The following is a 24905-nucleotide window of genomic DNA, read 5'->3' on the forward strand; positions in this document are numbered from 1 at the left end:
CAGTAGCCGATCAAGCGAAAAATCCTGAGCCACAGGTCAAGAGGAATTGAAGGCCACGAACCGGGCGGCCTCTTGCAGGACATGACCCCCTACCAGTCTCCGACGGTTGCCTGCATCACCGCAAGTGCGGCCACTGCCGCCGTGTCGGCGCGCAGGATGCGCGGACCGAGCGGAATGGCGGTCACGAAGGGCAGGGCGCGCAGCATCTTGCGCTCGTCATCGGAAAATCCGCCCTCCGGCCCGACCAGCAGCGCGAGCTTCTTCTCCTTTACGGCCTGCAAGGCAGGCAGCGGATTGTTGGTCGAGGCGTCCTCGTCGCAGAAGACCAGCCGCCGCTCCTTGTCCCAGCCGGTCAGCAGGCGTTCGAATTTTTCCGCCTCGCGCACTTCCGGAACCGCTAGGATGCCGCATTGTTCGGCGGCCTCGACGACATTGGCGCGCAGCCGATCGATGGAAGGCTTGGCCACTTGCGTGTGCTGCGTGATAACGGGCTGCAGGATGCCGGCGCCCATCTCGACCGCCTTCTGCACGAGATAGTCGAGCCGGCCCTGCTTCAGCGGCGCGAAACAATAGATGAGATCGGGGAGGGGCGGCTGCGGCCGTTGCAATGCCAAGACCTTGAGCCTGACCGCTTTCTTCGACCTCGCCACAATGGCCGCCGACCATTCGCCGTCGCGGCCGTTGAACAGCAGGATCTCGGCGCCTTCGCCCAGCCGCAGCACATGCATGAGATAATGGCTCTGCTGCTGGTCGGCGTCGAACTCGGCATCTGGGCCGAGACCGTCAGGCACGAACAGACGTTGCATCTTGTAGTTGGCGCGCATCGCCGAGGAATGAGCGAGCCAACCGCCGGCGTCAAGCCACGCATGCGAGCTGTGCAGCAAAGACGACATGGCGCTGTCGGAATACCGATGCAGGTCCGTTGCTCCATCGCGCAGTCTGGAATGCGGGATAACGCGGTCTGGAGGCGTGGTTGGACAGGATTACACGAGGCGGCTGTTTGTGCGGCGCCGTCAGCTATGAATTGACCGGTGAGTCGCGTCCGATTGTTGCTTGTCATTGCAATCAGTGCAGAAAGGCAACCGGCCATTTCGGAGCGGCCACGCAGGTTGAACAAAAGCAGGCGACCATCACCGGCGACACGCTGCGCTGGTTCAGATCGTCAGAACATGCCGAGCGTGGGTTCTGTTCTGTATGTGGTGGAAATCTGTTCTGGCGCCGGTTTGACAGCCCGTTCATTTCCGTCTGGGCCGGGACCATAGACGGTAAGACCGGCCTGAGAATGGAAAGCCAGTTGTATCCGGAATCCGCGGGCGACTATTACGACTTGCCGGCGGTACCGGTGGTGCCGCAATCGAACTTGAAATAGCGCCGCTGCTCAGTCCGCCCAGACCGGACGATATCCGGCACCAAGCACGGCCACGGTCGTCGCCGGCGTGATCATGAGCGGATCGGCAAGCTCGGGCGCATCGAGACCGATCGCTGGCCCATAGCCGCCGAAACTCCAGGGCCGGGCCGCACCGTCACGCAGCGCGTAGGACCTGTTGCCGGCCGCGATCATCGTGCCGTCCGGTAGGGCCGCCAGCGACGCGTTCTCGAGCTTGACTGTCTGCCCGCCGGAAGCCAGCCGCTCCTTGTGCAAGCTTTTGTCGACCATCGGCGCGCGCGGCTCGGCAATGCCGAAGGCTTCGCCGAACCGGCCGACAAAATCCTTGGCCCGTTCGCGCTGGCAAAAGAAACAGGGCCGATGTCCCGCCGCCAGCGCCGTCACTTCGTCCAGGAAGAACAACTCGGTCCATCCGGGCTTGCCGCCAGGACGGTTTCTGCCCATCGGCTCGCGCCGCACATTGCGGAATTGGCACACGCAGATGATCCAGGCCTGAAGCGCCCAGCGTTTCCTTAGCAGCGTCTTGGTCGCGGGATCGTGGATGATGCCGCGATTGCCGGTGAACAGTCCGCGCTCGGGCACGGCTTGGATGGCGCCGAACGGATCGACCCGGTTCTGCAGTGGCATAGTTCTCTCCTGCGATACGCATCTTGGCTGCAATGCGGGCGGCATGATATCGCTCGTGGCATCTTTTTCATGTCAGCAGGGTTTGCGATGCGGGTGCTGGTGGTCCAGAACTACGACAATACCGGCCTCGGCCAGGTCGGTGCGGCACTTGCCGAAGCGGGCGCTGATCTCGATCTGCGCTTGCCCTACAAGGGCGATCCCCTGCCGGACGACGCGGCTGACCATGACGCCATGGTGGTGCTCGGTGGCGGCCAGAATGCGCTGGCGGACGATGACTACCCTTATTTCCCGGCACTGCTCGAACTGACCCGCGATTTCGCCGACAAGGATCGTGCCGTGCTCGGCATCTGCCTTGGCAGCCAGCTTCTTGCCCGCGCCTTTGGCGGCGAGAACCGCATCGGCGGCGCCAATGAGTTCGGCTGGCGCGGCGTGTCGCTGACGCCGGACGCCAAGGCCGATCCGGTGCTGAGCGCCCTGCCGGAAAGATTCCCGATCTTCCAGTGGCACGACGACACGTTCGTGCTGCCGGAAAACGCCGTGCGGCTGGCCGGCAACGATATCGCCGAAAACCAGGCGTTCCGCGTCGGTCGCGCCATCTATGGCTTCCAGTTCCATTTCGAGGCTGACCGGCCGATGGTGAAGGACTGGAGTACCTCCTTCGCGTCGACCATCGCTTCGCGGCATCCCGATTGGGCCGACAGGCTCGATGGCGAAATGGCCGTTAACGGACCCGACGCCGATGCCGCCGGTATCGCGATTGCCCGCGCCTGGGTAGCCACGATCTAAAGCAATTCCAGGAAAAGTGTGAGCGCTTTCCCTAGGGAATTGCGTCAAAACAAAGAGTTAGAGCGGTTCGCCGTTTCCATGAAACGGTGAAACGCTGTAAGAGTCTGCCCTCGCTTCGCGTGACATAATTGGCACGCAGCCGTGAAACCGGCTGGGAAAACCCCTTTCATCCTTGGCTTGTGTCAGACCGCCATCCTAGAAGGCGCGCGCTCTGCATCTTCTGTGCAACCGGGATGAACCTTTTGTGTGACCCGTGCGACACACCTCCGATACAGAACGCGCTTAGAAGCGCGAAATCGTCGAAACTTTGAAGCGAATTCTCCGTTTCAACGCATTGGTAACCGCCTGGTGCACAAATGCAGGAAGCTCAACAAGAGATGACGTCCGTGAAAGCAGCTCTTCTGTCCTTTGCCATGTTGTCCGCCATCGTTCTGTGCGGTCTCGGCATCTATTCCGCCGATGCCGCCAACAACCACAACGCCGTCGACGGCTACGGCGTCACCGCCTCGCTTCGCTAGAAAAAGCCGGCTCGCTCGCGACGCATTCCTGCGACGCGGCTGGGGTCAAGCGCCCTTTATCGCCATTTCCAGGATGCGTTTGTCCGCCCCATCGACGACGAGGGCGGTCAGCATGCCTGACTGCCAGGCAAGCGTGTCGACATTGACGCGGTTGGCCATCACTTCGGCCTCGGGGACGGGTGTGTGGCCATGCACCACGATCTTTGGGAACAGGCCGTTGTAATCGTGGAAAACGTCGCGGATCCAGATCAGGTCCTGCGGGTTTTGCTTGTCCAGCGGAATGCCCGGCCTGATGCCGGCATGGCAGAAGAAGAAGTCGCCGAACGTAAGCGAGAACGGCAGCGAGCGCAGGAAATCGACATGGCCCGGCGGCATCGCCTCGAGCAGGGCCTGATGTCCGCGTCTCATCGTCTCCATCTTGCCGAACCAGCTGGCGTCGGCGGTGAGCGACACACCGTAGGACAGCGCCGTCTCGACGCCGCCATAGCGCATGAAAAGCCCTTCCGGCTCAGGGGTTCTGAGAAAATCGAGAAAGCCGATGTCGTGGTTGCCGGCCAGCATCACATGGCGCGGATCGCGTTCCCGCGCCGCGATCAGGAAATCGATGACGCCCCTGGAATCCGGACCGCGATCGACATAATCGCCGAGGTGGATCACCCGCCAGTCGCGAACCGGTTTCCACTCCAGCTCACTCTCGATCCGCTGGTGCATGGCGGCCAGCAGGTCGAGCCGGCCATGCACGTCGCCGATTGCATAGAGGCGCACACCCTCCGGCCCTTGCGCGTCGAGAAAATGAATGCCGGGTTCCGCCAACGCCTCGTGGTCTCCGTGGTCAGGCTGTCACCAGGCTCTAGCGCCGGAGCTGGTCCTTGCCCAAGTCGGTGACCAGACGCTTTCCGCACAGAGCCAGCGTGATGTCCATCTCCTTGCGGATGATTTCCAACGCTTTGGTAACCCCTTCCTTGCCGAGCGCGCCGAGGCCGTAAAGGAACGGCCGGCCGATATAGGTTCCCTTGGCGCCGAGGCAGAGCGCCTTTAGCACGTCCTGGCCGGAGCGGATGCCGCCATCCATATGCACCTCGATCTTGTCGCCGACCGCGTCCGCGATTTCTTCGAGCACCATGATCGAGGACGATGCGCCATCGAGCTGGCGCCCGCCATGGTTGGAAACCACGATCGCGTCGGCGCCGGTCTTGGCCGCCATCAGCGCGTCTTCCTTGTCGAGGATGCCTTTCAGGATCAGCTTGCCGCCCCAGCGCTCCTTGATCCAGGCGACATCTTTCCACGACAGCTGCGGATCGAACTGCTCGTTTGTCCAGGACGATAGCGAAGAGACGTCGCCGACGCCTTTGGCGTGGCCGACGATGTTGCGGAAGGTGCGGCGCTTGGTGCCGGCTATACCCAGGCACCAGCGCGGCTTGCTGGCCAGGTCGATGATGTTGGCCAGCGTCATCTTGGGCGGTGCCGAAAGCCCGTTGCGCACGTCCTTGTGGCGCTGGCCGAGGATCTGCAGATCGAGCGTCAGCACCAGCGCCGAGCATTTCGCCGCCTTGGCGCGATCGATCAAATCGAGCACGAAATCCTTGTCGCGCAGCACATAGAGCTGGAACCAGAACGGTTTCGTCGTCGCCGAGGCGACATCCTCGATCGAGCAGATGCTCATCGTCGATAGCGTGAAAGGGACGCCGAATTCCTCTGCCGCCTGCGCCGCCAGCATCTCGCCATCGGCGTGCTGCATGCCGGTCAGGCCGGTGGGCGCCAGTGCCACCGGCATCGACACTTTCTGGCCGATCATGGTCGATTCCAGCGAGCGGTTGCTCATGTCGACCAGCACGCGCTGGCGGAACTTGATCTTCTGGAAGTCCTCCTCGTTGGCCCGATAGGTGCTCTCGGTCCAGGCGCCGGAATCGGCATAGTCGAAGAACATCTTGGGCACGCGCCGGCGGGCGAGATACTTGAGGTCCGCGATGGTGAGAATGTCGCTCATGATGGTTCCCGCTTGATCGTACTACTAGGTGCGTCTGCGCGCCGGTTCGGTATCGCCGGCTTCCGAACGCTGCCGCAGCCGCAGCCGCGACACGCGTTGCCAGTCGCCGCTGCGCTCGGCTTCGGCCATCGACCGCTCGACATAGGTCATGTGGTCCATTGCCGCGTGCCGGGCAGCGTTGGGATCGCCGGCCTTGACCGCGGCGTGGATTGCCTTGTGCTGCGCCAGCAGCGCCTCGCGCGCGCCGGGCACGGTAAAGACCAGCAGCCGGTTCTGGAAGACGCCTTCCGACAAAAGCCGGTAGCAGGAGCGCAGCGTGTGCAAGAGCAGGATGTTGTGCGCGCATTCGCAGATCGCTTGATGGAACTCGACGTCGATCTCGGCTTCGTCGTCGAAATCGCCGGTGCGATGCGCCTCGTCCATGCGCGCCATGATGCGGTCGAGCAGCGCCAAGTCTTCCGGGGTGGCGCGCCGTGCCGCGTATTCGGCGGCTATGCCTTCGATCTCGCGGCGGTATTCCAGATAATCGGTCACCGCCTTGCGATGCATCGAGATCAGGTCCGCCACCGGCTTGGTGAACAGCTGGCCGATAATGTCGGCGACATGCGTGCCGCCGCCGGCCTTCGTCGTCAGCAGCCCGCGCCCTTCCAGCGCCTTCAGCGCGTCGCGCAAGATCGGCCGCGACACGTCGAACTGGCGTGCCAGTTCGCGCTCGCCCGGCAGCCGGTCGCCGGTGCGCAGCACGCCTTCCAGGATGAGGCTCTCGATCTGCTGCACCACCTCGTCGGCGGTGCGTGAATGCTCGATCCTGGAAAAAATATCGCTCAACAGCTGTGCCTGGGAATTGAACCGGTGTCGCGCAGGATAGAGCTTGCGTCGCCAACTGGTCAAATTATTTATCCAATTGGTCGAAGCGTGTCGGTTTCGCCGCCCGGCGCAATATCATCTTCGGCTAAACTTTGCTGTTTGCGTCGTCAGCCTATTGGCTCTAGAGGACGCGACTGCAAGAGGGTCTAGAGAACCCCGGGGGACAAGCCGTGTCAGACGACCCGTCCAATCTCGAGTTCCAGCCGCGCGCCAAGGGCAGCGTCATGGGTTTCCCCGCGCATGAGGGCCGGCCCGGTGCGCTGGGCGAGGTCCATGCCCGGCCGCATCCGCTGATCGAAAAGCCGCGCGTCCTGGTGCAACTCGCCTTCATGACCGAGGGCGGAGCCAGTGTCGACCATGCCGTGCTTTCCGAACTGTCGCGGCGCCTCGGCATCGCCGCGCCCGACCGCCAGGCCCGCCATCACGCCATGAAATGGGGCAAGGGCTCGCTGCGCTGGGAGCGGCATACTGAGTTCTCGACCTATCTGTGGGAAGGCCCGCTTTCCGAAAGCGGCAGGGCGCAGGAGGATACGCCCTTCGGCAACGGCTTTTCGCCGCCGGGCACCGTCATTTCGGGCATTCGGCTGGAGATCCGCAAATGGACGCAGACGAGCGAGCGGCTGATCGCGGCTTTCGACCCCACCAGCCTGTGCTACTCGCTGGTCGAGCGCGGCAATGCGGCCATCGTCACGGATTTCCGCCAGGATGGCGACGGCATGACCCGCATATTGGTGCTTGATCGCGGCCTGACGCCGGCGCGTACCGGGGCGCTGTCGCAGCGGCTGATCGACATCGAAACCTACCGGACGCTCGCCATGCTCGGCCTGCCGCTGGCGCTGACTTTGTCCGGCCGCGCGCGCCGCATCGAGGACAGGCTGGCGCAGACCACGCTGGAAATGAAGGTCGCCGAGACCCGTGACAGTCAGACTTTGCTCGCCGACCTGACCGAACTTGCCGCCGAACTGGAGGCCGACGCAGCGTCCAGCCTCTACCGCTTTGGCGCCAGCCGCGCCTATGACGGCATCGTCGTCGAGCGGCTTGAAGCGCTCGAGGAAGAGGCCGTGCCCGGCTATGACACCTGGGGCGGGTTCCTGCAGCGCCGCGTTGCGCCTGCCATGCGCACCTGCCGCTCCGTCGAGGAGCGGCAAGCCAATCTGTCGCGCAAACTGACCCGCGCCACGACGCTGCTGCGCACCTGGGTCGATGTCGAGGTCGAGAAGCAGAACCGCGACCTGCTCGCCTCGATGAACAACCGCGCGCGGCTGCAATTGCGCTTGCAGCAGACTGTCGAAGGCCTCTCGGTCGCCGCCGTCTCCTACTACGTCGTCGGCCTCATCGGCTATGTCGCCAAGGGCGCCTCGATCTTCGGCCATGCTTTCGCGCCCGAAGTCGTCACCGCCGCCTCGGTGCCCGTCGCCATCCTGCTGGTCTGGTGGGGTGTGCGCCGCGTGCGCCGGATGCATTCCGAGCCGGCGAAGCACCCGGGCGAATAGCGGCAGATTGCCGCTGCGGAAGCCTGTCCCGGCCTGACGCGGGAGCCTCCCATCACCGCGGCATTTGCAAGCAGCGCGCTTCACTGGTAAAAGATTTTGACCAGTCAAGCAAAACGAGGCTGCTAATGTCCGGCCTGGCCATGCCGAAACCAGACGACGCCACGATGCGCCGGCGCGACGAGATCGTCGCCGACATGCGCATCATCGTGCCGGGCGAGGGCGTGGTCGACGCGGCCAATGCCATGCGCGCCTTCGAGAGCGATGGCCTGACTGCCTATCGGCAATTGCCTCTGGTCGTCGTTCTGCCCGAGACCGTGGCGCAGGTCTCCCGCGTGCTGAAATACTGCAATGACCGCAACATCCGCGTCGTGCCGCGCGGATCCGGCACCTCGCTGTCGGGCGGTGCGCTGCCGCTGGAAGACGCGGTGCTTCTGGTGATGAGCCGCTTCAACCGCATCCTGGCGATCGACTTTCCAAATCGCATCGTCGTCGCCCAGCCGGGCGTCACAAATCTCGGTATCACCACCGCCGTCGAGCAGGAGGGCTTCTATTACGCCCCCGATCCATCCTCCCAGATCGCCTGCTCGATCGGCGGCAATGTCGCCGAGAATTCAGGCGGCGTGCACTGCCTGAAATACGGCCTCACCGCCAACAATGTGCTCGGCATCGAGATGGTGCTGATGAATGGCGAGGTGGTGCGGCTCGGCGGCAGCCATCTCGATGCCGAAGGCTACGACCTGCTTGGCATCATGACTGGCTCGGAAGGGCTGCTCGGCGTCGTCACCGAGGTCACGGTCCGCATATTGAAGAAGCCGGAAACGGCACGCGCGCTGCTGATCGGCTTTCCGACCAGCGAGCAGGGCGGCCAGTGCGTCGCCGACATTATCGGCGCCGGCATCATCCCCGGCGGCATGGAAATGATGGACCGGCCGGCGATCCATGCGGCGGAGGATTTCGTCCATGCCGGCTATCCCCTCGATGTCGAGGCGCTGCTGATCGTCGAGCTCGACGGGCCGGGCGTCGAGGTCGATCACCTCATCACCGCGGTCGAGGCAATCGCCATAGGCAACGGCTCGACCACCTGCCGCATCTCGCAATCCGAGCAGGAGCGGCTGAGCTTCTGGGCCGGCCGCAAGGCGGCCTTCCCGGCGGTCGGCCGCATCTCGCCCGACTACTACTGCATGGACGGCACCATTCCCCGCAAGGAACTGCCGCGCGTGCTCGCCGGCATGCGCGAGTTGTCGGAAAAATACGGCCTCGGCGTCGCCAATGTCTTTCACGCCGGCGACGGCAATTTGCATCCGCTGATCCTCTACGATGCCAATGTTCCCGGCGAGCTCGACAAGGCCGAAAGTTTCGGCGCCGACATATTGCGCCTCTGCGTCAAGGTCGGCGGCGTGCTGACGGGCGAACATGGCGTCGGGGTCGAGAAGCGTGACCTGATGCCGGAAATGTTCAGCCAGGTCGACCTCGACCAACAGATGCGCGTCAAATGCGCCTTCGACCCCAACCACCTGCTCAACCCGGGAAAAGTCTTCCCGCAACTGCGCCGCTGCGCCGAGCTCGGGCGCATGCATGTGCACCGAGGGCAGGTGGCATTCCCGGACATTCCGAGGTTTTGAGGGGATATGTCGGCGTATGAACACCCCCCTCTGTCCTGCCGGACATCTCCCCCTCAAGCGGGGAGATTGGCAGCTTGCGCGCCTCGCGCTTTCATCACGGTTGGAGATTGGCAGAGCCCGACGCGACGTCCGATCTCCCCCTCTGAGGGGCAGATGTCCGGCAGGACAGAAGGGGGCGCGAAGGAACGCAACGTCTTTGCATTCGCCAAGGGTGCGACAGCTCCATGACCAGCTTCACCCCAACCACCTCAGCCGAAGTGCTGTCCACCGTCGCCTGGGCGGTGGGGGAAGAGACGCCGCTCGAAATCCTTGGCCATGGTTCCAAGCGCGGCATTGGCCGGCCGCTGCAGACGGAGCACACGGTCGATTTGTCGAAACTCACCGGCGTGACCCTCTATGAGCCCGCCGAACTGGTGCTGTCGGCGAAGGCCGGCACGCCTTTGGCCGAGATCGAGAAACTGCTGGCGGAAAACGGCCAGCAGCTGGCCTTCGAGCCGATGGACTATGGCCCGCTGCTCGGCGGCGAGCCGGGCAGAGGCACGATTGGCGGCGTGCTCGCCGCGAACCTGTCCGGTCCGCGCCGGCTGAAGGCCGGTGCGGCGCGCGATCATATCCTCGGCATCAACGTCGTGTCCGGCCGGGGCGAAGCCTTCAAGTCGGGCGGGCGCGTGGTCAAGAACGTCACCGGCTATGACATGTCGAAGCTGATGGCCAACAGCTGGGGCACGCTGGCCGTTTTCACCGACGTCACCTTCAAGGTGCTTCCGGCCGCCGAGACCGAGGTGACGCTCGCGCTCCGTGGCCTGCTTGACGACGCCGCGGGAAGCGCCATGGCGCTGGGCCTCGGGTCCAATGCCGAAGTGTCGAGCGCTGCCCATCTGCCGGAGCGCATTGCGGCGCGCGTTGCCGGCGGCGCGATCGGCAGTGAAGCCGCCACGCTGCTCAGGGTCGAGGGCTTTGGCCCGTCCGTCGCCTATCGCATCGCCGCGCTGAAGACGTTGCTCGGCAAGGCCGGGCCATTGGAGGAGATTGCCGGCGAGGCCTCGCAGCGGATCTGGCGCGATGTACGCGATATCAGGCCTTTCGCGGACGGCAGCGAGAAACCGGTCTGGCGCGTGTCGATGGCACCGTTTCACGCGTATCAGATGGTTCTGACCCTGCGCATGCAGGCGGCCGTCAGCGCCTTCTATGACTGGCAGGGCGGGCTGGTGTGGTTGCGTATGGAAGAGGGCGATCCGGAAGCCGCCCTGCTGCGCGGGCTGTTGCGCAAACATGGCGGCGGCCATGCGACGCTGGTGCGCGCCGCCCCCGCCCATCGCGCCGCGCTGCCGGTGTTCGAGCCGCAGCCGCCGGCACTGGCCGCGCTCAGCCGCCGGCTGAGGCAGGAATTCGACCCGAAGAACATCCTCAATCCCGGCCGCATGGCCTAGGACCTCAGCGATGCAGACGAATTTCTCATCCGCCCAACTCGCCGACCCGCATGTCGCGGAATCGGAAAAGATCCTGCGCAAATGCGTGCATTGCGGCTTCTGCACTGCTACCTGCCCGACCTATGTGACGCTCGGCAACGAGCTCGATTCGCCGCGCGGGCGCATCTATCTGATCAAGGACATGCTGGAGAACGGCCGTCCGGCCGACAAGGAGATCGTCACCCATATCGACCGCTGCCTGTCGTGCCTTGCCTGCATGACCACATGCCCCTCGGGCGTGAACTATATGCACCTGGTCGATCACGCCCGTGCCCACATCCAGGCGACCTATAACAGGCCGCTGCTCGACCGCCTGACCCGCGCCATGCTGGCCTTCGTGCTGCCCTATCCCAAGCGTTTTCGCAACGCGCTCAAACTGGCGAAACTCGGCAAGCCCTTCATCGGCCTGTTCGAGAAGATCCCGGCGCTAAAACCGCTTGGCGCGATGCTCAAGCTCGCGCCGGCCTCGATCCCGGCAGCCTCGCCGATGGCCTCGCCGCGCGTTCATGCCGGGCAGGGGGCCAAAAAGGGCCGCGTCGCCATCCTCACCGGCTGCGCGCAATCGGTGCTTGATCCCGCCATAAACCACACGACGATTTCGCTGCTGACGCGCCTCGGCGTCGAGGTCGTGGTGCCGCCGGGCGAGGGCTGCTGCGGCGCATTGGTCCATCATATGGGGCGAGAAGAGGCAGCACTTGCCTCGGCGAGACAAAATGTCGATGCCTGGACACGCGCCATCGACCAGGGCGGGCTCGATGCCATCATCATCACCGCGTCCGGTTGCGGCACGACGATAAAGGATTATGGCTTCATGCTGCGCCTCGATCCGGTCTATGCCGACAAGGCCGCGCGCGTCTCGGCGCTGGCAAAGGACATCACCGAATATCTGGCAAGCCTCGAGTTGCCCGAGCCGGTGCGCAAGCCGGGCACGGTCGTCGCCTATCATTCAGCCTGTTCGATGCAGCACGGCCAGAAGATCATCCGCCAGCCGAAGGAACTGCTGGCCAAGGCCGGCTTCATCGTGCGTGAACCGCGCGAGGGCCATCTGTGCTGCGGCTCGGCCGGAACCTACAACATCCTGCAGTCCGAGATTTCGGCCAGGCTGCGTGACCGCAAGGTGAAAAACATCGAGGCGACGGGAGCCTCGATCGTCGCCACCGGCAATATCGGCTGCATCACGCAGATCGCGTCGGCCGCCAGCATGCCCATTGTGCACACCATCAAGCTGCTCGATTGGGCCTATGGCGGGCCGAAGCCGGATGGCGTTCGCGACGAGAGCCTGATCGCCGCGGAGTAGGGATCGGTGCTTATTCCGCCGCGAGCCGGTCCGCCGTTCCGTAGGTTGCCTCGTAGAGCGCGCGCTGGCGGCTGAGCGCCACCATCGTGTTGCGCAGCAGGATCGCCACCGTGATCGGACCGACGCCGCCTGGCACCGGCGTGATCCAGGAGGCCACGTCTTTCACACTGTCGGTGTCGACGTCGCCGACGATGCGGCTCGTCCCATCGGGTCCGATCTCGGAGTTGATGCCGATATCGATGACGGCAGCTCCAGGCTTGACCATATCGGCCTTGATCAGCCGCGGCTTGCCCACCGCGACGAACAACGCGTCAGCGCGGCGCGCATGCGCTGCGACGGAGCGCGTCATGTGGTGGCAAACCGTGACCGTCGCGCCTTCACTCATCAGCAGGAACGCGATCGGCTTACCGACGATTTCCGAATGACCGACGACGACCACTTCCAGCCCCTTGAGGTCGAGGCCGGTTTCCTTGAGCAGTTCGACGGAGGCAGCTGCCGTGCAGGGCGCCAGATCAAGCTGGTTGTAGACGATGTTGCCGATCGAGGCCGGGTGCATGCCTTCGACATCCTTGAGCGGATGCACCGCCGCCTGCAACGTCTTGACCGAAATATGCGCGGGCACCGGCCGCTGGATGATGATGCCGGTGACGCGGGGATCGGCGTTCAGCCCGTGAATGGCCGCTTCCAGTTCACCTGACGTGATGGTGGCGGGAAAACGCCGTTCCTCGAAATCGATGCCGGCAAGCTGCGCCTTGGCGCGCTGGTTGCGCACATAGACATCCACGGCATCGGTATCGCCGACGGTGATCGAGATCAGCTTGGGCGGAAAACCCTCGGCCTTGGCAATCGCCGCATCCTCGCGCACGGCGGCGATGATGCGCTGGGCAACCGGGCCGCCCTTGAGATAGCGGCTGTCGTCGGACAGGGACATGAATGGGACTCTTTTCTTGCGTTGGCGCCGACATAGCAAAAGACCGCCGAAAATGGCAGCATGAAAGCGAAGCGCCATGCCTTCGGCGCGACGCAACGACGCGGGCTTTGTCGCAGGCACGGGACGCCGATCAAAAAAGAAGGGCAGCGCGGTTTCCCGTGCTGCCCTTCCTGACCGACCGCATCCCCATACGGCCCGTCCCCCGTTATTCCTTCCAGGAAATGATGTGCTTCCTGATAAAGTGATTCGCTGCAGCTGTTATATCACCTCGACCGTGGTTCCGACATTGACCCGCTCGTAGAGGTCGACCACGTCCTCGTTGCGCATGCGGATGCAGCCCGACGACACCGCGCCGCCGATCGTCCATGGCTGGTTGGTGCCGTGGATGCGATATTCTGTCGTGCCGATATAGAGCGCGCGTGCGCCGAGCGGGTTCTCCATGCCGCCGGCCAGATAGGTCGGCAGGTAGCGGCCCTTGGCGGCTTCTCGCTTGATCATCTGCGCCGGCGGGCGCCAGTCCGGCCACTCGCGCTTGTTGGTGATCTTGTGCGTGCCCGACCATTCGAAACCGGGCTTGCCGGTGCCGACGCCGTAGCGCCTTGCCTTGCCGTTCTTCTCGACCAGATAGAGGAAATTCTGCGTCGTATCGATGACGATGGTGCCCGGCTTCTGCGGCCCGTCATAGGCGACTTCCTGCGGCAGGTAGATCGGATTGATCTGCGGGCGCATGACCATGCGTTTGGCCGGCGCCTGCACGGCGGCCGTCTGCACGCGGTCGGGCTGCGCCGGTTGCGCGTAGCGCAGGCGCTGCTGCTGCACGACTTGGCGGTTCTGGCGCACGATGCCGGGCGCATTGCCGAGCTGCAGCACCCAGGGGGCGGAAAGGTCGGGGCTCACCATCACCGGCGGCCTGTCGGCATAGCGGTCGCCAGCGGCCGAGGGTGTGACGCCGGCAAACACAGCCACGGCGCCGAGCACGGAAAACACAACTCTCTTCATCGGAACGCACCTTAGATCGTCTGATACACCGGGTGGAAACGCTCCCCGGTTCGGCGATCATTGGCGCGCAAGCAGCAACCGAAACATGAATCGGAATGCGTAAAATGCGGTTCTGTCAGTAAACCTTTTGGTGTGGTTACCGCCGGGTTCAGGAATCTGGTAAAGCCACGGTAAAGGCAGCGCAAGAGCGCGTTAACGGATGGATTTTTCGCAATGAGCAATGAAAACACCGGCCTGCTTGCCGGTCCCGACGGGGTCGCGCGCTGCTTCTGGCACGGCAATCTGCCCGACTATCTGCACTACCATGATCATGAATGGGGCCGGCCGGTGGCCGACGACCGCAGGCTTTTCGAAAAGATCTGTCTCGAAGGTTTTCAGTCGGGCCTGTCGTGGCTGACCATCCTGCGCAAACGCGAGAATTTTCGCGAGGCCTTCGCCGGCTTCGATTTCGACAAGGTCGCCGCCTTCACCGACAAGGACGTCGAACGCCTGCTTGGCAATGCCGGCATCATCCGCCATCGCGGCAAGATCGTCTCGACCATCAACAACGCCAAACGCGCCCGCGAAATGGTCGACGAGTTCGGATCGCTCGCCGCCTGGTTCTGGAAGTTCGAACCCGGCAAGGCGGAGCGGCCCGAAACGGTCGACCTCGCCCATTTGCGCGCCAACCCGACGACAGCGGTCTCGGTGCGGATATCGAAGGAGTTGAAGAAGCGCGGCTGGAGTTTCGTCGGGCCAACCACGGTCTATGCCTTCATGCAGGCCATGGGCCTGGTCAACGACCATCTCGAAGGCTGTGTCTGCCGCAAGCAGGTCGAGAGGGAACGCAAGGCTTTCAAGCGGCCGACGTAGGACTCCGTTTTCCCTTCTCCCCTTGTGGGAGAAGGTGGCCGAGCGAAGCTCGGTCGGATGAGGGGTGTTCCAGGGAACGCCGACGTCTCACTTCGCTGGAACACTCCTCAGCCGTCTCGGCGCTGGCGCGCCGATCCACCTTCTCCCGCAAGGGGAGAAGGAAGAGCGGAGCGCCTACCTCTCAAACCGTCCCTTGTGCCCGCTGCCGTTGATGTCCCACACCAGGCTGCGACCGGAGATGGTCAGCACCAGGCCGCTGAAGCCGCTGTCGTCCGGCGTGTGGTGCGTCGATGCCGAACTGCGGCCGGCCGGAATGACCTCGACGGTCGATCCCTTCTTCACCCAGCAGCCCTTGCCGTACTGGTCGTTGGCGCCGTAGGCGAGCATGAACTCGAAGCTGCCGTCTTTCCGAAGCAACAGTTCGGAACCGACCTCCATGACGCCGCGCAGATAGTAATGGCCGGCAAGGCCCGCATCGCCGGGCTTGCAGCCCGCGGCGCCGGCCGGGTTGGCCACCCCGAGTACAAATGCGCAGCCAAGCGCGTATGCGTAACCCAGTCGCATGCTCAATCCCTCGATCAGTAAATATGGAACTCGACGAAGCAGGCAGTTCAGGTGCCGTTGACGCTGGCCAGGAACAGCCCGGCGACGATCGCAGCCACTGTAGCTACCGTGGGATAGATCACCAGCAGACCGGTCACCAATGCGTCGCGCAGGGAAGGCCCCTTGCCGGTGTCGGCTTGCGCATCGAACGGTCCGGCAACCTGGCCAACCAGTTTCGGCGCAGGGGTGACGGCCGGGCGCAGGCGCGCCGGCAATTCGCCGGCATCGCTGTTGGCATGGAATTTCACTGCGCTGGAGATGTCCCGAACCCCTTCGTTTCGACGCGTTATATCGGCCCCGATTGTGTCGGCACGATGCCGCGCCCATGGCGGGAATGTTTCATTACTGGTGCGTTTCTGTTTCACAGGAGTTCGCTTCTGTCTTCTCTTGACCCGAGTAGCTCTGAGGCACCCACCCTTGCCGCTCTGGGCTTCATCGTTTAGGACACGCGCGTTGCGAAAATCGCACATTGTTGACCTGCAAGCATCACGAAACACTGGGCAAACATCTCATGGCCGACAAATCGGAAAAGACGAAAGCGCGGCTGCCGCGCGGTTTTGCCGACCGCAGCGCCGAGGACATCCGCGCCGTCGAGAAGATGATGGCGACGATCCGCTCGGTCTATGAGCTCTATGGTTTCGAACCGGCCGACCAGCCGCTGATCGAATACACCGATGCGCTGGGCAAATTCCTGCCTGACCAGGACCGGCCGAACGAGGGCGTGTTCTCCTTCCAGGACGATGACGAGCAGTGGCTGTCGCTGCGCTACGACCTGACCGCGCCGACGGCGCGTTTCGTCGCCGAGAACTATGAGCGCCTGCCCAAGCCTTATCGCAGCTACCGCTCCGGCTGGGTGTTCCGCAACGAGAAGCCAGGCCCCGGCCGCTTCCGCCAGTTCATGCAGTTCGACGCCGACACGATCGGCACGCCGGGCGTCGCCGCCGACGCCGAGATGGCGATGATGATGGCCGACGTCATGGAAGCGCTCGGCATCAAGCGCGGCGACTACGTCATCCGCGTCAACAACCGCAAGGTGCTCGACGGCGTGCTGGAGGCGATCGGCCTTGGCGGTGAGGAAAACATCGGCCGCCGGCTGACCGTGCTGCGCGCCATCGACAAGCTGGACAAGCTCGGGCCGGAAGGCGTGAAGCTTCTGCTTGGCCCGGGGCGCTGGGATGGCGGCAAGGAAGGCGAAGGCGATTTCGCCAAGGGGGCCGGCTTGAACAACGGGCAAGCCGAGGCAGTTCTTCAGGCAACAGCGAGAAATGCGCAGGCCGGCCAGGATTCCGTGGTCAATTCCAACGCGACCTATCAAGAAGGCGTCGGCGAACTCGCGACCATCGAAGCCCTGGTCAGGGCGGCGGGATATGGCGAAGACCGCATCGCCATGGACCGCTCGGTGGTGCGCGGCCTCGAATACTACACCGGCCCCGTCTTTGAAGCCGAACTGCTGGCCGAAATCCCCAACGAGGATGGCCAGATCGTGCGCTTCGGCTCGGTCGGCGGCGGCGGGCGCTATGACGGCCTGGTCTCGCGCTTCCGTGGCGAGCCGGTGCCGGCGACCGGCTTTTCGATCGGCGTGTCGCGGCTAATGACTGCGCTGAAGAACCTCGGCAAGCTCGACAGCGCCGACGTGATCGCGCCAGTCGTGGTCTTGGTGATGGATAAGGACACCGAAAGCCTCGGCCGCTACCAGAAGATGGTGAGCGAGTTGCGTGCCGCCGGCATTCGTTCCGAAATGTATCTCGGCAGCGCCGGCATGAAGGCGCAGCTGAAGTATGCCGACCGGCGCGGCTGCCCGGTCGCAATCATCCAGGGTGGCGACGAGCGCGCCAAGGGCGAGCTGCAGATCAAGGACCTGATTGAAGGCGCGCGCATGTCGGCCGAAATCACCGACAACGCCGAATGGCGCGCCGCGCGCCCGGCGCAGGTGACGGTTGCGGAAAGTGAGTTGGTCGCAGAGGTGAAGAAGATCCTGGCGGCGCAGGCCGCAGACCGCGCGAAGTAAGAGCGCGGCCAGTGACCTCCCGCTTCCCCGCCATCGCAGCCGACATCACCAGCCTCTTCGCCACGCGCAACACCCACGCGGTCGAGGTCGCCATCCTGCAGCCGGCGGACCCGTTCCTCGACATGGCCGGCGAGGATTTGCGCCGCCGCATCTTCCTCACCGAAAGCGAGACCGGGCAGACATTGTGCCTGCGGCCGGAATTCACCATTCCGGTCTGCCTTGACCACATAAGCTCGCAGGCCGGCACGCCGCGCCGTTATTCCTATCTCGGCGAAGTGTTTCGCCAGCGCCGCGAAGGCGGCAACGAGTTCTTCCAGGCCGGCATCGAGGATCTCGGTGACCGCGACACCGCCGAGGCCGACGCCCGCTCCGTGGCCGACGCGCATGCGCTGTTGTCGCTGGTGCTGCCCGGCCGGTCGCTGGCGGTCACACTGGGCGACCAGGGCATCTTCGAAGCGGTGCTGGCCGCACTCGGCCTGCCGCGCGGCTGGCGCATGCGGCTGGCCCGAGCCTTCGGCTCGGCGCCAATGCTGCAGGCGGCACTCGCCGACCTCGCCAACCCGCCGCGCAACGGCCAGCTCTCCGGCGAGGTCGCTGCCCTTGTCCTCGACGGGGATCTCGAAGGTCTTTCGGCACACATTGCCGGCGGCATGGAGGAAGCCGGCCTGTCGGCATCGGCCGGGCGTTCGCCCACAGACATTGCGCGGCGGCTGATCGAGAAAGCCGAATTGCGCAGCGTGCGGTTGTCCAACGAGGCCTTCGCCGCGCTGAAGAATTTTCTGGCGATCGACGTGCCGCTCGATGGCGCGGCGCAGGCGTTGGAGACCTTTGCCGCCGGTGCCGGGCTGTCGCTGGGTGCCGCGCTGGAAAAATTCGCCGCCCGTGCCAAGGCCATCGAGGCGCATGGCTTGCCGGCGGAAAAAATCCGCTACGATGCCGCCTTCGGCCGTCCGCTCGATTATTACACTGGTGTGGTCTTTGAAATCGCTGCGCAAGGCGGCGAGCGTCCCCTGGCTGGTGGCGGTCGTTACGACCGGTTGCTGACGCTGCTTGGCGCCAAAACGGCGATCCCCGGCGTCGGCTTTTCCGTCTGGCTCGACCGTATCGAGGCATTGCGGGAGACGGCACCATGATCACGCTGGCGATCCCATCGAAGGGCCGGCTCAAGGAACAGGCGCTGGACGTGCTAGCCAAAGCCGGTCTTGCCATCAGCCTGCCCGGCGACGAGCGCAAATATCATGCCCGTGTCGAGGGCCTGGACAATGTCGAGGTCGCTTTCCTGTCGGCTTCCGAGATTGCAGGCGAGATCGGTCAGGGCGCCGTCGATCTCGGCATCACCGGCGAGGATCTGGTGCGGGAAAATCTCGCCGACTGGGAAGCCCGCGCCGAGATCGTCGCCCGCCTCGGCTTCGGCCATGCCGATGTCGTGGCGGCGGTGCCCGAAATCTGGCTCGATGTCGACACTATGGCCGATCTCGACGACGTTGCCGCCGATTTCCGCCAGCGCCACGGCCGGCGGCTGCGCATCGCCACCAAATACTGGCGGCTGACGCAGCAGTTCTTTTCGCAAAAACACGGCATCCAGGTCTATCGCATCGTCGAAAGCCTCGGTGCCACCGAAGGCGCGCCGGCGGCTGGACTGGCCGACGTCATCGTCGACATCACCACCACCGGCTCGACGTTGCGCGCCAATCATCTCAAGGTGCTGGGTGACGGCGTGGTTTTGAAGTCACAGGCCTGTCTGGTGGCATCGCGCAGATCGCGTTCGGTGGCTGACGAAGTGGTCTTGCGCGACATCGTCAAGAAGATGGCGGCGGCGGTCGGATAGCCATCCCGCCCTCCGAGGGACCGGAACTTCACGGCCATCGACAGGATTTCCACTGCCCCGCCGGGCTGATAGACTCGGCGCGGCCTGGGGAGGAAACAGCGATGCCGGTCAATCTCGACGAGCTGAAGAACGCCACCAATCTGCGCGGCCGCGCTGCACGCGCCGGTAGCGTCTTTATCGCACCCCTCGACGGCAGGGCGCATGTCTCGGGCGAGCGCAAGGTGCCGCTGCTCGACAAGACCATTCCGGCGCTTTTCTCCGACACGGCCAGCAAATACGCCACGCAAGATGCCGCCATCTTCGTCGGCCAGGACAAGCGCTTCACCTGGAGCGAACTGTCGGACACGGTGGATGCGCTGGCTGCCGGCTTCCTGGCGCTGGGTCTCGAGAAAGGCGATCGCGTCGGCATTTGGTCGCCCAACCGCTGGGAATGGCTGGTCACGCAGTTCGCCACCGCCCGCATTGGACTGATCCTGGTCAACATCAACCCGGCCTACCGGCTGACGGAGCTGGAATATGCGCTGAACAAGGTCGGCTGCAAGGCTTTGGTCACGGCCGCCAGTTTCAAGACCTCGGACTATCTCGGCATGCTCGAGACGCTGGCGCCGGAGATCGCCAAGGCTACGCCGGGCAAGCTGAAGGCGCAAAAATTGCCGGCCCTCAAGATCGTCATCCGCATGGGCGAGGACAATTCGCCAGGCATGTTCAATTTCGCCGACGTGCTGGCCATGGCCGGCCGCGACGAGCATGACAGTCTCGACCGCATTTCCGAGGGGCTGAAGCCCGGCGATGCCATCAATATCCAGTTCACCTCGGGCACGACGGGCGCGCCCAAGGGCGCGACGCTGACGCACCACAACATCGTCAACAACGGCAATTTCGTCACCTCGGCGATCAAGCTCACCGTCGACGACCGGCTCTGCATCCCGGTGCCGCTCTATCATTGCTTCGGCATGTCGATGGGCACGATGGGTTGCGTCACCAAGGGCGCGACCATGGTGTTTCCGGGCGAGGGCTTCGAACCCGCCATGACGCTGAAGGCGGTGGCGCAGGAACGCTGCACCGGCCTCTACGGCGTGCCGACCATGTTCGTCGGCATGCTCGACCATGCGGATTTCGCGACCTTCGACCTCTCCAGCCTGCGCACCGGTATCATGGCCGGATCGCCATGCCCGATCGAGGTGATGAAGAAGGTGGTATCGCTGATGCATATGTCCGAGGTGACCATCGCCTACGGCATGACCGAGACCAGTCCGGTCTCCTTCCAGAGCGGCGTCGATGACCCGCTGGAAAAACGCGTCTCGACCGTCGGGCGCATCCACCCCCATGTCGAGGTCAAGGCCATCGATGCCGATGGCGCCACGGTCGCGGTGGGCGCTCCGGGTGAACTCTGCACGCGCGGCTATTCCGTGATGAAGGGCTATTGGGACGACGCCGAAAAGACCCGCGAGGCGATCGATGCCGATGGCTGGATGCACACCGGCGACCTCGCCACCATCGACGCCGAGGGCTATTGCAACATCGTCGGCCGGGTCAAGGACATGGTCATCCGTGGCGGCGAGAACGTCTATCCCAGAGAGGTCGAGGAATTCCTCTACCGCCATCCCAAGGTCAGGGAGGTGCAGGTGTTCGGCATTCCCGACCAAAAGTACGGCGAGGAACTGTGTGCCTGGATCGTGCTCAAGCCCGGCCAGATCGCCACCGAGCAGGAGATCAAAACCTTCTGCGCCGGCCAGATCGCCCACTACAAGATCCCGCGCCACATCCGCTTCCGCACCGAATTGCCGATGACGGTGACCGGCAAGCCGCAAAAATTCCTGATGCGTCAGGCGATGGTGGAAGAACTGGGACTGGTGACGCAGAAGACGGCGTGAGCGGGTGAACGCTTCGATCTGTCGGTGCGCGAATGCAGCCAAGGTTCGCAGAAGCGCACAGGGGCTTGGATGAGCGGTTTCGGACGATCGGTGACTTCCTATGCGATGCCCCTCGCTGCGCTGGCGATGGCTGTCGCGGTCAGAGCCAGTGGGCTGTCGGTGGACCAGGGTTCGCTGAACGCCAGGATCCTTGTCGGTGCGCTGTCGACTGCGATCATGTTCGTCACTGTTTTCGTGGTGCTCGACCACGCCGAGGTGGTGGCTCGGCGGGTAGGGGAGCCGTACGGCACGCTGGTGCTGACCTTTGCCGTCACGGCAATCGAAGTGTCGATCATTGTTTCCATGATGCTGCATGGAGAGAACAACCCCACGCTTGCCCGCGAGTCCGTTTTCTCGACGGTGATGATCACATCCACCGGCGTTGTCGGCATGTGTCTCGCGCTTGGCGGCTGGCGTCATCGCAAGCAGGCCATCGTGCGGCAAGGGACCAGTGCCTATCTGGCGGTTCTGATCGCGCTGACCGTCATGACGCTTATTCTGCCGACCTACACCCAGGCCACGGATCCTGGCACGTTTTCGGCGGCGCAACTTGGTTTCGTCAGCGTCCTTTCAGTGCTGCTCTATGCAAGCTTCGTGTTCGCGCAGACCGTCCGGCACCGGGAGGACTTTATCCAGGGACAACCACACGACGTTTCGGCGCGCGCTGCCCCTCACGAGAACATCTCTGCCAGCGCTCTGCTGCTGATGGCCGGGCTGATCGGAATTGTCATGCTCGCCGAACAGGTCGCGGCAAGCGTCGAAGATACGCTCGTTGCCTACCAGGTGACCCAGGCTGACAGCATCGTGGGGGCAATGATCGCGGGGCTGGTGTTGATGCCGGAGGCCATTTCGGCGGTGCGCGCTTCACTCAACAACGAGCTGCAGCGCGGCTTGAATGTCGCGATGGGTTCGGCTTGCGCCACGATCGGCCTGACCATTCCGGGAGTCGCAGCCGCCAGCCTGCTGACGGGGAGAGGACTGACCCTGGGGCTGCCGGCAGCTGATGCGGTCCTTTTGGTCTTGGCGCTTTTCATATGCAATGTAAGCTTCAGCACGGAAAGAACGACGTTCTTGACCGGAATGGTCCATCTTGTAGTGTTTTTTACTTATGTATTTCTGATATTTGTACCGTGAAATCTCTTGTGCAAGTGAGCGATCAGATGCGGGGATGACGCATCCGCTGATCAGGAAGCCGTTGTCGACCGGGTTATCGGGAGAGCAATCATCCGCTTCCGCATCGAATCGCCGATGACGGTGACCGGCTAGTCGTAGAAGTTCCTGATGCGTCAGGCGATGGTGGAAGAGCTGGGCTTGTGGCGCAGAAGACGGCGTAGCCGGGGAAGCGCCAAGGGGGCGGCACCCTTGATTGCCTCAGATCGTGGATTTGAGGTGATCGATGAAGGCGCGCAGCTTCGGCAGGATCTGGCGCTTCCCAGTGTGATACAGGAAGACGCCAGGCGTCGTCGCCGCGATGGTTTCCAGCACAGGCTCGAGTTTTCCCTGTTCTATCGGACCCTCGGCGACCGGTCGCGGGATCTGCGCCAGCCCAATCCCTCGCATCGCGGCCCCGAGCAATGTCGGATAGTCGTGGGCGATCAGGGGACCCGAGACCATCGCCTCGATCGCTTCGTTGCCGTCGACGAACGTCCAGGGCGCGATGGCGCCGTTCGAACGGCGCAGGCGCAGGCAGGCATGCTGGCGCAAATCGTCGATACGCTCGGGGCGGCCATGGCGCTCAAAATAGTCGGGACTGCCGATGACAACGAACGAGAAGGACGGGGTCAGCCGCACCGCCACCATGTCGGTGGCGATGAACTGGCCGAGGCGGATGCCGGCGTCGAACCCGCCGGTCGCCAGATCGACCATCTCGTCGCTCGCAGCGATCTCCAGTTCGACTTCGGGATAGGCCTGGCAGAACGACGCGATCACCGGCTCAAGGATCAACGGCACGACGGCGCGCGGCACCGACAGGCGCAGCAGGCCGGTCGGCCGCTGGCCGATGTCACGCGCGGCCTCGCCTGCGGCGACGATCTCCTCGAAGCCAGGGCCGGCACGGTCGAGGAAGCGCTGACCGGCCTCGGTCAGACCGACACTGCGCGTCGTGCGGACAAACAGCGCCGCGCCGATGCGGGCTTCCAGCGCGCGCACCGCCTGGCTCACGGCGGACGGCGTCACGCCGAGATCGGCGGCGGCGCGGCGGAAGTTGCGGTGTCTGGCGACAGCCAGGAACACCTCGACGCCCTCCAGCGCGCCGTGTCGGATTGTGTAGTTCTGCTTCATGGGTTGTTGTAATTACAGCGGATAGTCGAACGATGGAAGCAGGTTTAGGTAAGGCTCTGAGAAAGGAGCATCTTGCCATGACCGACGACTTTGATGGAGTGCGCGACCACTATCGCGCGACCGGCCTGACTGAACGGTTGAGGACGGTACTGGCTGCCTTCGGCCCTGAGGATCAGCTTCTCACGCCGCAGCAACTGGGCACCCTCGACCAGTTTCACACCCGTGGGCTTGCGGCCACCGCCGAGCTCGCCCAATTGGCTGACATCAACGCCGGCATGTCTGTTCTGGACGTCGGCTCGGGCATCGGCGGGCCGGCGCGCTTCCTGGCCGCGACTTATGGCTGCCGGGTTACCGGCGTGGATCTCAGCGAGCCTTTCGTGGATGCCGCGCGCTATCTGACCGAACGCACGGGACAGAACGGGCAATTGTTGTTCCAGACCGCCAACGCCCTGGAGCTTCCGTTCGATGACGGCCGTTTCGACATCGTGCTGCTGCAGCATGTAGCGATGAACATCTCCGACCGGGCGCGGCTCTATCGCGAGATTCGGCGCGTGCTGAAATCAGGCGGCAGGTTTGCCACCTTCGACGTGGTGTTAAGCGGCGGTCAGCCGCACTATCCGCTTCCCTGGGCGCGAACACCGGCGACGAGCTTCCTCCTGACAATCGACGCGACGCGCGAGGCGATCGAACCGGCCGGCTTCCACATGCTGGCATGGCAAGACGACACCGAGGCCGCCAAGGCCTGGTTCGCAAAGTTGCGGGCGTCGGGTCCGCCACCTTCGCCAAATCTCGGCGTGGTGATGGGGCCGGACTTCGCCGAGCTTACAGCCAATCTGGGACGAAATCTCATGGAAGGCCGGCTCGGCATCCTGACCGCGGTGTTCGAGACCGCGCCGATCAACAGCTGACGGGAGACTACAATGTCGACGGAGATCCTCTTCCAGACCCATCTCGTTCTCGGCTATGTCGCATGGCTGCTGTGTTTCGGTGCCTACATCTGGCCCTGGCTGAGCTCGATGGAGGGGTTCGCAGCGCAACGCGCCATTGCCACCCTGCACAGTTTCCGCTTCTTCGGACTCGTCTTCATCCTTCCGGGCGTCGTCAGCCCCGACCTGCCCGCCAGCTTCGCCACCTTTGCCGCCTATGGCGACTTCGCAACCGGGGTGTTGGCCATGCTGGCACTGCTTACCCTAAGGATACGCCCGCTTTTCTGGCTCTTCGTCGTCACCTTCAATGTCGTCGGGACCATCGACCTCATTGTCGATTACTACCAGGCCATTCAGGCCGATCTTCCCGCCCATGCGGGATTGTTTGGCGCCACCTACGCCATCCCCGTCATCTACGTGCCGCTGCTGATGATCACACACATCGCCGCGTTCTATTTTCTGGTGCAGAATGCGACACGCGCCACGGCCGGTGATGCGGCGGCCTCCTAGGT

25 protein-coding genes are annotated in these 24905 nt (G+C 63.9%); 15 read left to right on the forward strand and 10 right to left on the reverse strand.

Features of this window, described 5'->3' with window-relative positions; translation table 11 throughout:
* Positions 1–89 precede the first annotated feature (89 nt).
* Positions 90–824 carry a 16S rRNA (uracil(1498)-N(3))-methyltransferase gene (locus tag ACWGS8_RS26685; protein WP_454583910.1) on the reverse strand — a complete coding sequence of 245 codons (735 nt, stop codon included), beginning with the start codon at positions 822–824 and terminating at the stop codon, positions 90–92.
* A gap of 149 nt (positions 825–973) precedes the next feature.
* Between ACWGS8_RS26685 and ACWGS8_RS26690 the strand changes: the two genes are divergently transcribed.
* Positions 974–1369 (forward strand): GFA family protein, encoded by a 396-nt coding sequence (locus tag ACWGS8_RS26690; RefSeq protein WP_454583719.1) that lies wholly within the window; start codon positions 974–976, stop codon positions 1367–1369.
* A gap of 9 nt (positions 1370–1378) precedes the next feature.
* Here the strand turns inward: ACWGS8_RS26690 and ACWGS8_RS26695 are convergent, their stop codons facing one another.
* Entirely contained in the window at positions 1379–2014 is a 636-nt protein-coding gene (locus tag ACWGS8_RS26695) for a hypothetical protein (protein ID WP_454583720.1), read from the reverse strand.
* 87 nt (positions 2015–2101) lie between these two features.
* Here ACWGS8_RS26695 and ACWGS8_RS26700 point away from each other — a divergent pair, with 87 nt between their 5' ends.
* Together ACWGS8_RS26700 and ACWGS8_RS26705 are read left to right on the forward strand one after the other, a co-directional pair.
* Entirely contained in the window at positions 2102–2800 is a 699-nt protein-coding gene (locus tag ACWGS8_RS26700; protein WP_454583911.1) for a type 1 glutamine amidotransferase, read from the forward strand.
* A gap of 386 nt (positions 2801–3186) precedes the next feature.
* The gene (locus ACWGS8_RS26705; protein WP_257784452.1) at positions 3187–3318 is read left to right on the forward strand and encodes a hypothetical protein; all 132 of its coding nucleotides are present in this window, start codon (positions 3187–3189) and stop codon (positions 3316–3318) included.
* 45 nt (positions 3319–3363) lie between these two features.
* Here ACWGS8_RS26705 and ACWGS8_RS26710 read toward each other — a convergent pair whose 3' ends face one another.
* From ACWGS8_RS26710 to ACWGS8_RS26720, 3 genes are read right to left on the reverse strand one after another with little or no spacing between them, the layout of a single operon-like run.
* Positions 3364–4131, reverse strand: coding sequence for a metallophosphoesterase family protein (locus tag ACWGS8_RS26710; RefSeq protein ID WP_454583721.1), 768 nt, complete (start codon positions 4129–4131; stop codon positions 3364–3366).
* A 37-nt stretch (positions 4132–4168) separates the two neighbouring features.
* A complete protein-coding gene (locus ACWGS8_RS26715; RefSeq protein ID WP_454583722.1) occupies positions 4169–5305 on the reverse strand; it encodes an alpha-hydroxy acid oxidase in 1137 nt (378 codons plus the stop codon).
* Positions 5306–5329: 24 nt separating this feature from the next.
* A complete protein-coding gene (locus ACWGS8_RS26720; RefSeq protein ID WP_454583723.1) occupies positions 5330–6133 on the reverse strand; it encodes an FCD domain-containing protein in 804 nt (267 codons plus the stop codon).
* A 209-nt stretch (positions 6134–6342) separates the two neighbouring features.
* Between ACWGS8_RS26720 and ACWGS8_RS26725 the strand changes: the two genes are divergently transcribed.
* The 4 genes from ACWGS8_RS26725 (at position 6343) to glcF (ending at position 12053) form a co-directional block, all read left to right on the forward strand.
* Positions 6343–7665 carry a DUF3422 family protein gene (locus ACWGS8_RS26725; protein WP_454583724.1) on the forward strand — a complete coding sequence of 441 codons (1323 nt, stop codon included), beginning with the start codon at positions 6343–6345 and terminating at the stop codon, positions 7663–7665.
* 125 nt (positions 7666–7790) lie between these two features.
* A complete protein-coding gene (locus ACWGS8_RS26730; RefSeq protein ID WP_454583725.1) occupies positions 7791–9287 on the forward strand; it encodes an FAD-linked oxidase C-terminal domain-containing protein in 1497 nt (498 codons plus the stop codon).
* Positions 9288–9511: 224 nt separating this feature from the next.
* The gene (locus ACWGS8_RS26735) at positions 9512–10717 is read left to right on the forward strand and encodes an FAD-binding protein (protein ID WP_454583726.1); all 1206 of its coding nucleotides are present in this window, start codon (positions 9512–9514) and stop codon (positions 10715–10717) included.
* Between the two features lie 10 nt (positions 10718–10727).
* Complete coding sequence (gene glcF / locus ACWGS8_RS26740) at positions 10728–12053, forward strand: glycolate oxidase subunit GlcF (protein WP_454583727.1); 1326 nt, start codon at positions 10728–10730, stop codon at positions 12051–12053.
* Positions 12054–12063: 10 nt separating this feature from the next.
* Here the strand turns inward: glcF and ACWGS8_RS26745 are convergent, their stop codons facing one another.
* Entirely contained in the window at positions 12064–12984 is a 921-nt protein-coding gene (locus ACWGS8_RS26745) for a bifunctional 5,10-methylenetetrahydrofolate dehydrogenase/5,10-methenyltetrahydrofolate cyclohydrolase (protein ID WP_454583728.1), read from the reverse strand.
* A 258-nt stretch (positions 12985–13242) separates the two neighbouring features.
* A complete protein-coding gene (locus ACWGS8_RS26750) occupies positions 13243–13983 on the reverse strand; it encodes a L,D-transpeptidase (RefSeq protein ID WP_454583729.1) in 741 nt (246 codons plus the stop codon).
* Positions 13984–14196: 213 nt separating this feature from the next.
* Here ACWGS8_RS26750 and ACWGS8_RS26755 point away from each other — a divergent pair, with 213 nt between their 5' ends.
* The gene (locus tag ACWGS8_RS26755) at positions 14197–14835 is read left to right on the forward strand and encodes a DNA-3-methyladenine glycosylase I (RefSeq protein ID WP_454583730.1); all 639 of its coding nucleotides are present in this window, start codon (positions 14197–14199) and stop codon (positions 14833–14835) included.
* Between the two features lie 174 nt (positions 14836–15009).
* Here ACWGS8_RS26755 and ACWGS8_RS26760 read toward each other — a convergent pair whose 3' ends face one another.
* Positions 15010–15399, reverse strand: coding sequence for a hypothetical protein (locus tag ACWGS8_RS26760; protein ID WP_454583731.1), 390 nt, complete (start codon positions 15397–15399; stop codon positions 15010–15012).
* 47 nt (positions 15400–15446) lie between these two features.
* A complete protein-coding gene (locus ACWGS8_RS26765; protein ID WP_454583912.1) occupies positions 15447–15698 on the reverse strand; it encodes a hypothetical protein in 252 nt (83 codons plus the stop codon).
* A gap of 251 nt (positions 15699–15949) precedes the next feature.
* Here ACWGS8_RS26765 and hisS point away from each other — a divergent pair, with 251 nt between their 5' ends.
* The 5 genes from hisS (at position 15950) to ACWGS8_RS26790 (ending at position 22321) form a co-directional block, all read left to right on the forward strand.
* Complete coding sequence (gene hisS / locus ACWGS8_RS26770; protein ID WP_454583732.1) at positions 15950–17446, forward strand: histidine--tRNA ligase; 1497 nt, start codon at positions 15950–15952, stop codon at positions 17444–17446.
* A gap of 11 nt (positions 17447–17457) precedes the next feature.
* Positions 17458–18579 carry an ATP phosphoribosyltransferase regulatory subunit gene (locus ACWGS8_RS26775; RefSeq protein ID WP_454583733.1) on the forward strand — a complete coding sequence of 374 codons (1122 nt, stop codon included), beginning with the start codon at positions 17458–17460 and terminating at the stop codon, positions 18577–18579.
* Positions 18576–19274, forward strand: a complete 699-nt coding sequence (gene hisG, locus ACWGS8_RS26780; RefSeq protein WP_454583734.1) for an ATP phosphoribosyltransferase — start codon at positions 18576–18578, stop codon at positions 19272–19274. Before ACWGS8_RS26775 ends, hisG begins: the two co-directional genes overlap by 4 nt.
* Positions 19275–19375: 101 nt before the next feature.
* Complete coding sequence (locus ACWGS8_RS26785; RefSeq protein ID WP_454583735.1) at positions 19376–21148, forward strand: AMP-binding protein; 1773 nt, start codon at positions 19376–19378, stop codon at positions 21146–21148.
* A gap of 69 nt (positions 21149–21217) precedes the next feature.
* The gene (locus tag ACWGS8_RS26790; protein WP_454583736.1) at positions 21218–22321 is read left to right on the forward strand and encodes a calcium:proton antiporter; all 1104 of its coding nucleotides are present in this window, start codon (positions 21218–21220) and stop codon (positions 22319–22321) included.
* 237 nt (positions 22322–22558) lie between these two features.
* Here ACWGS8_RS26790 and ACWGS8_RS26795 read toward each other — a convergent pair whose 3' ends face one another.
* A complete protein-coding gene (locus tag ACWGS8_RS26795) occupies positions 22559–23467 on the reverse strand; it encodes a LysR family transcriptional regulator (protein ID WP_454583737.1) in 909 nt (302 codons plus the stop codon).
* A gap of 32 nt (positions 23468–23499) precedes the next feature.
* Between ACWGS8_RS26795 and ACWGS8_RS26800 the strand changes: the two genes are divergently transcribed.
* The gene (locus tag ACWGS8_RS26800; RefSeq protein WP_454583738.1) at positions 23500–24375 is read left to right on the forward strand and encodes a class I SAM-dependent methyltransferase; all 876 of its coding nucleotides are present in this window, start codon (positions 23500–23502) and stop codon (positions 24373–24375) included.
* Between the two features lie 12 nt (positions 24376–24387).
* Positions 24388–24903 carry a hypothetical protein gene (locus ACWGS8_RS26805; protein ID WP_454583739.1) on the forward strand — a complete coding sequence of 172 codons (516 nt, stop codon included), beginning with the start codon at positions 24388–24390 and terminating at the stop codon, positions 24901–24903.
* Positions 24904–24905 lie beyond the last annotated feature (2 nt).

The organism is Mesorhizobium sp. 43Arga, assembly GCF_053714255.1.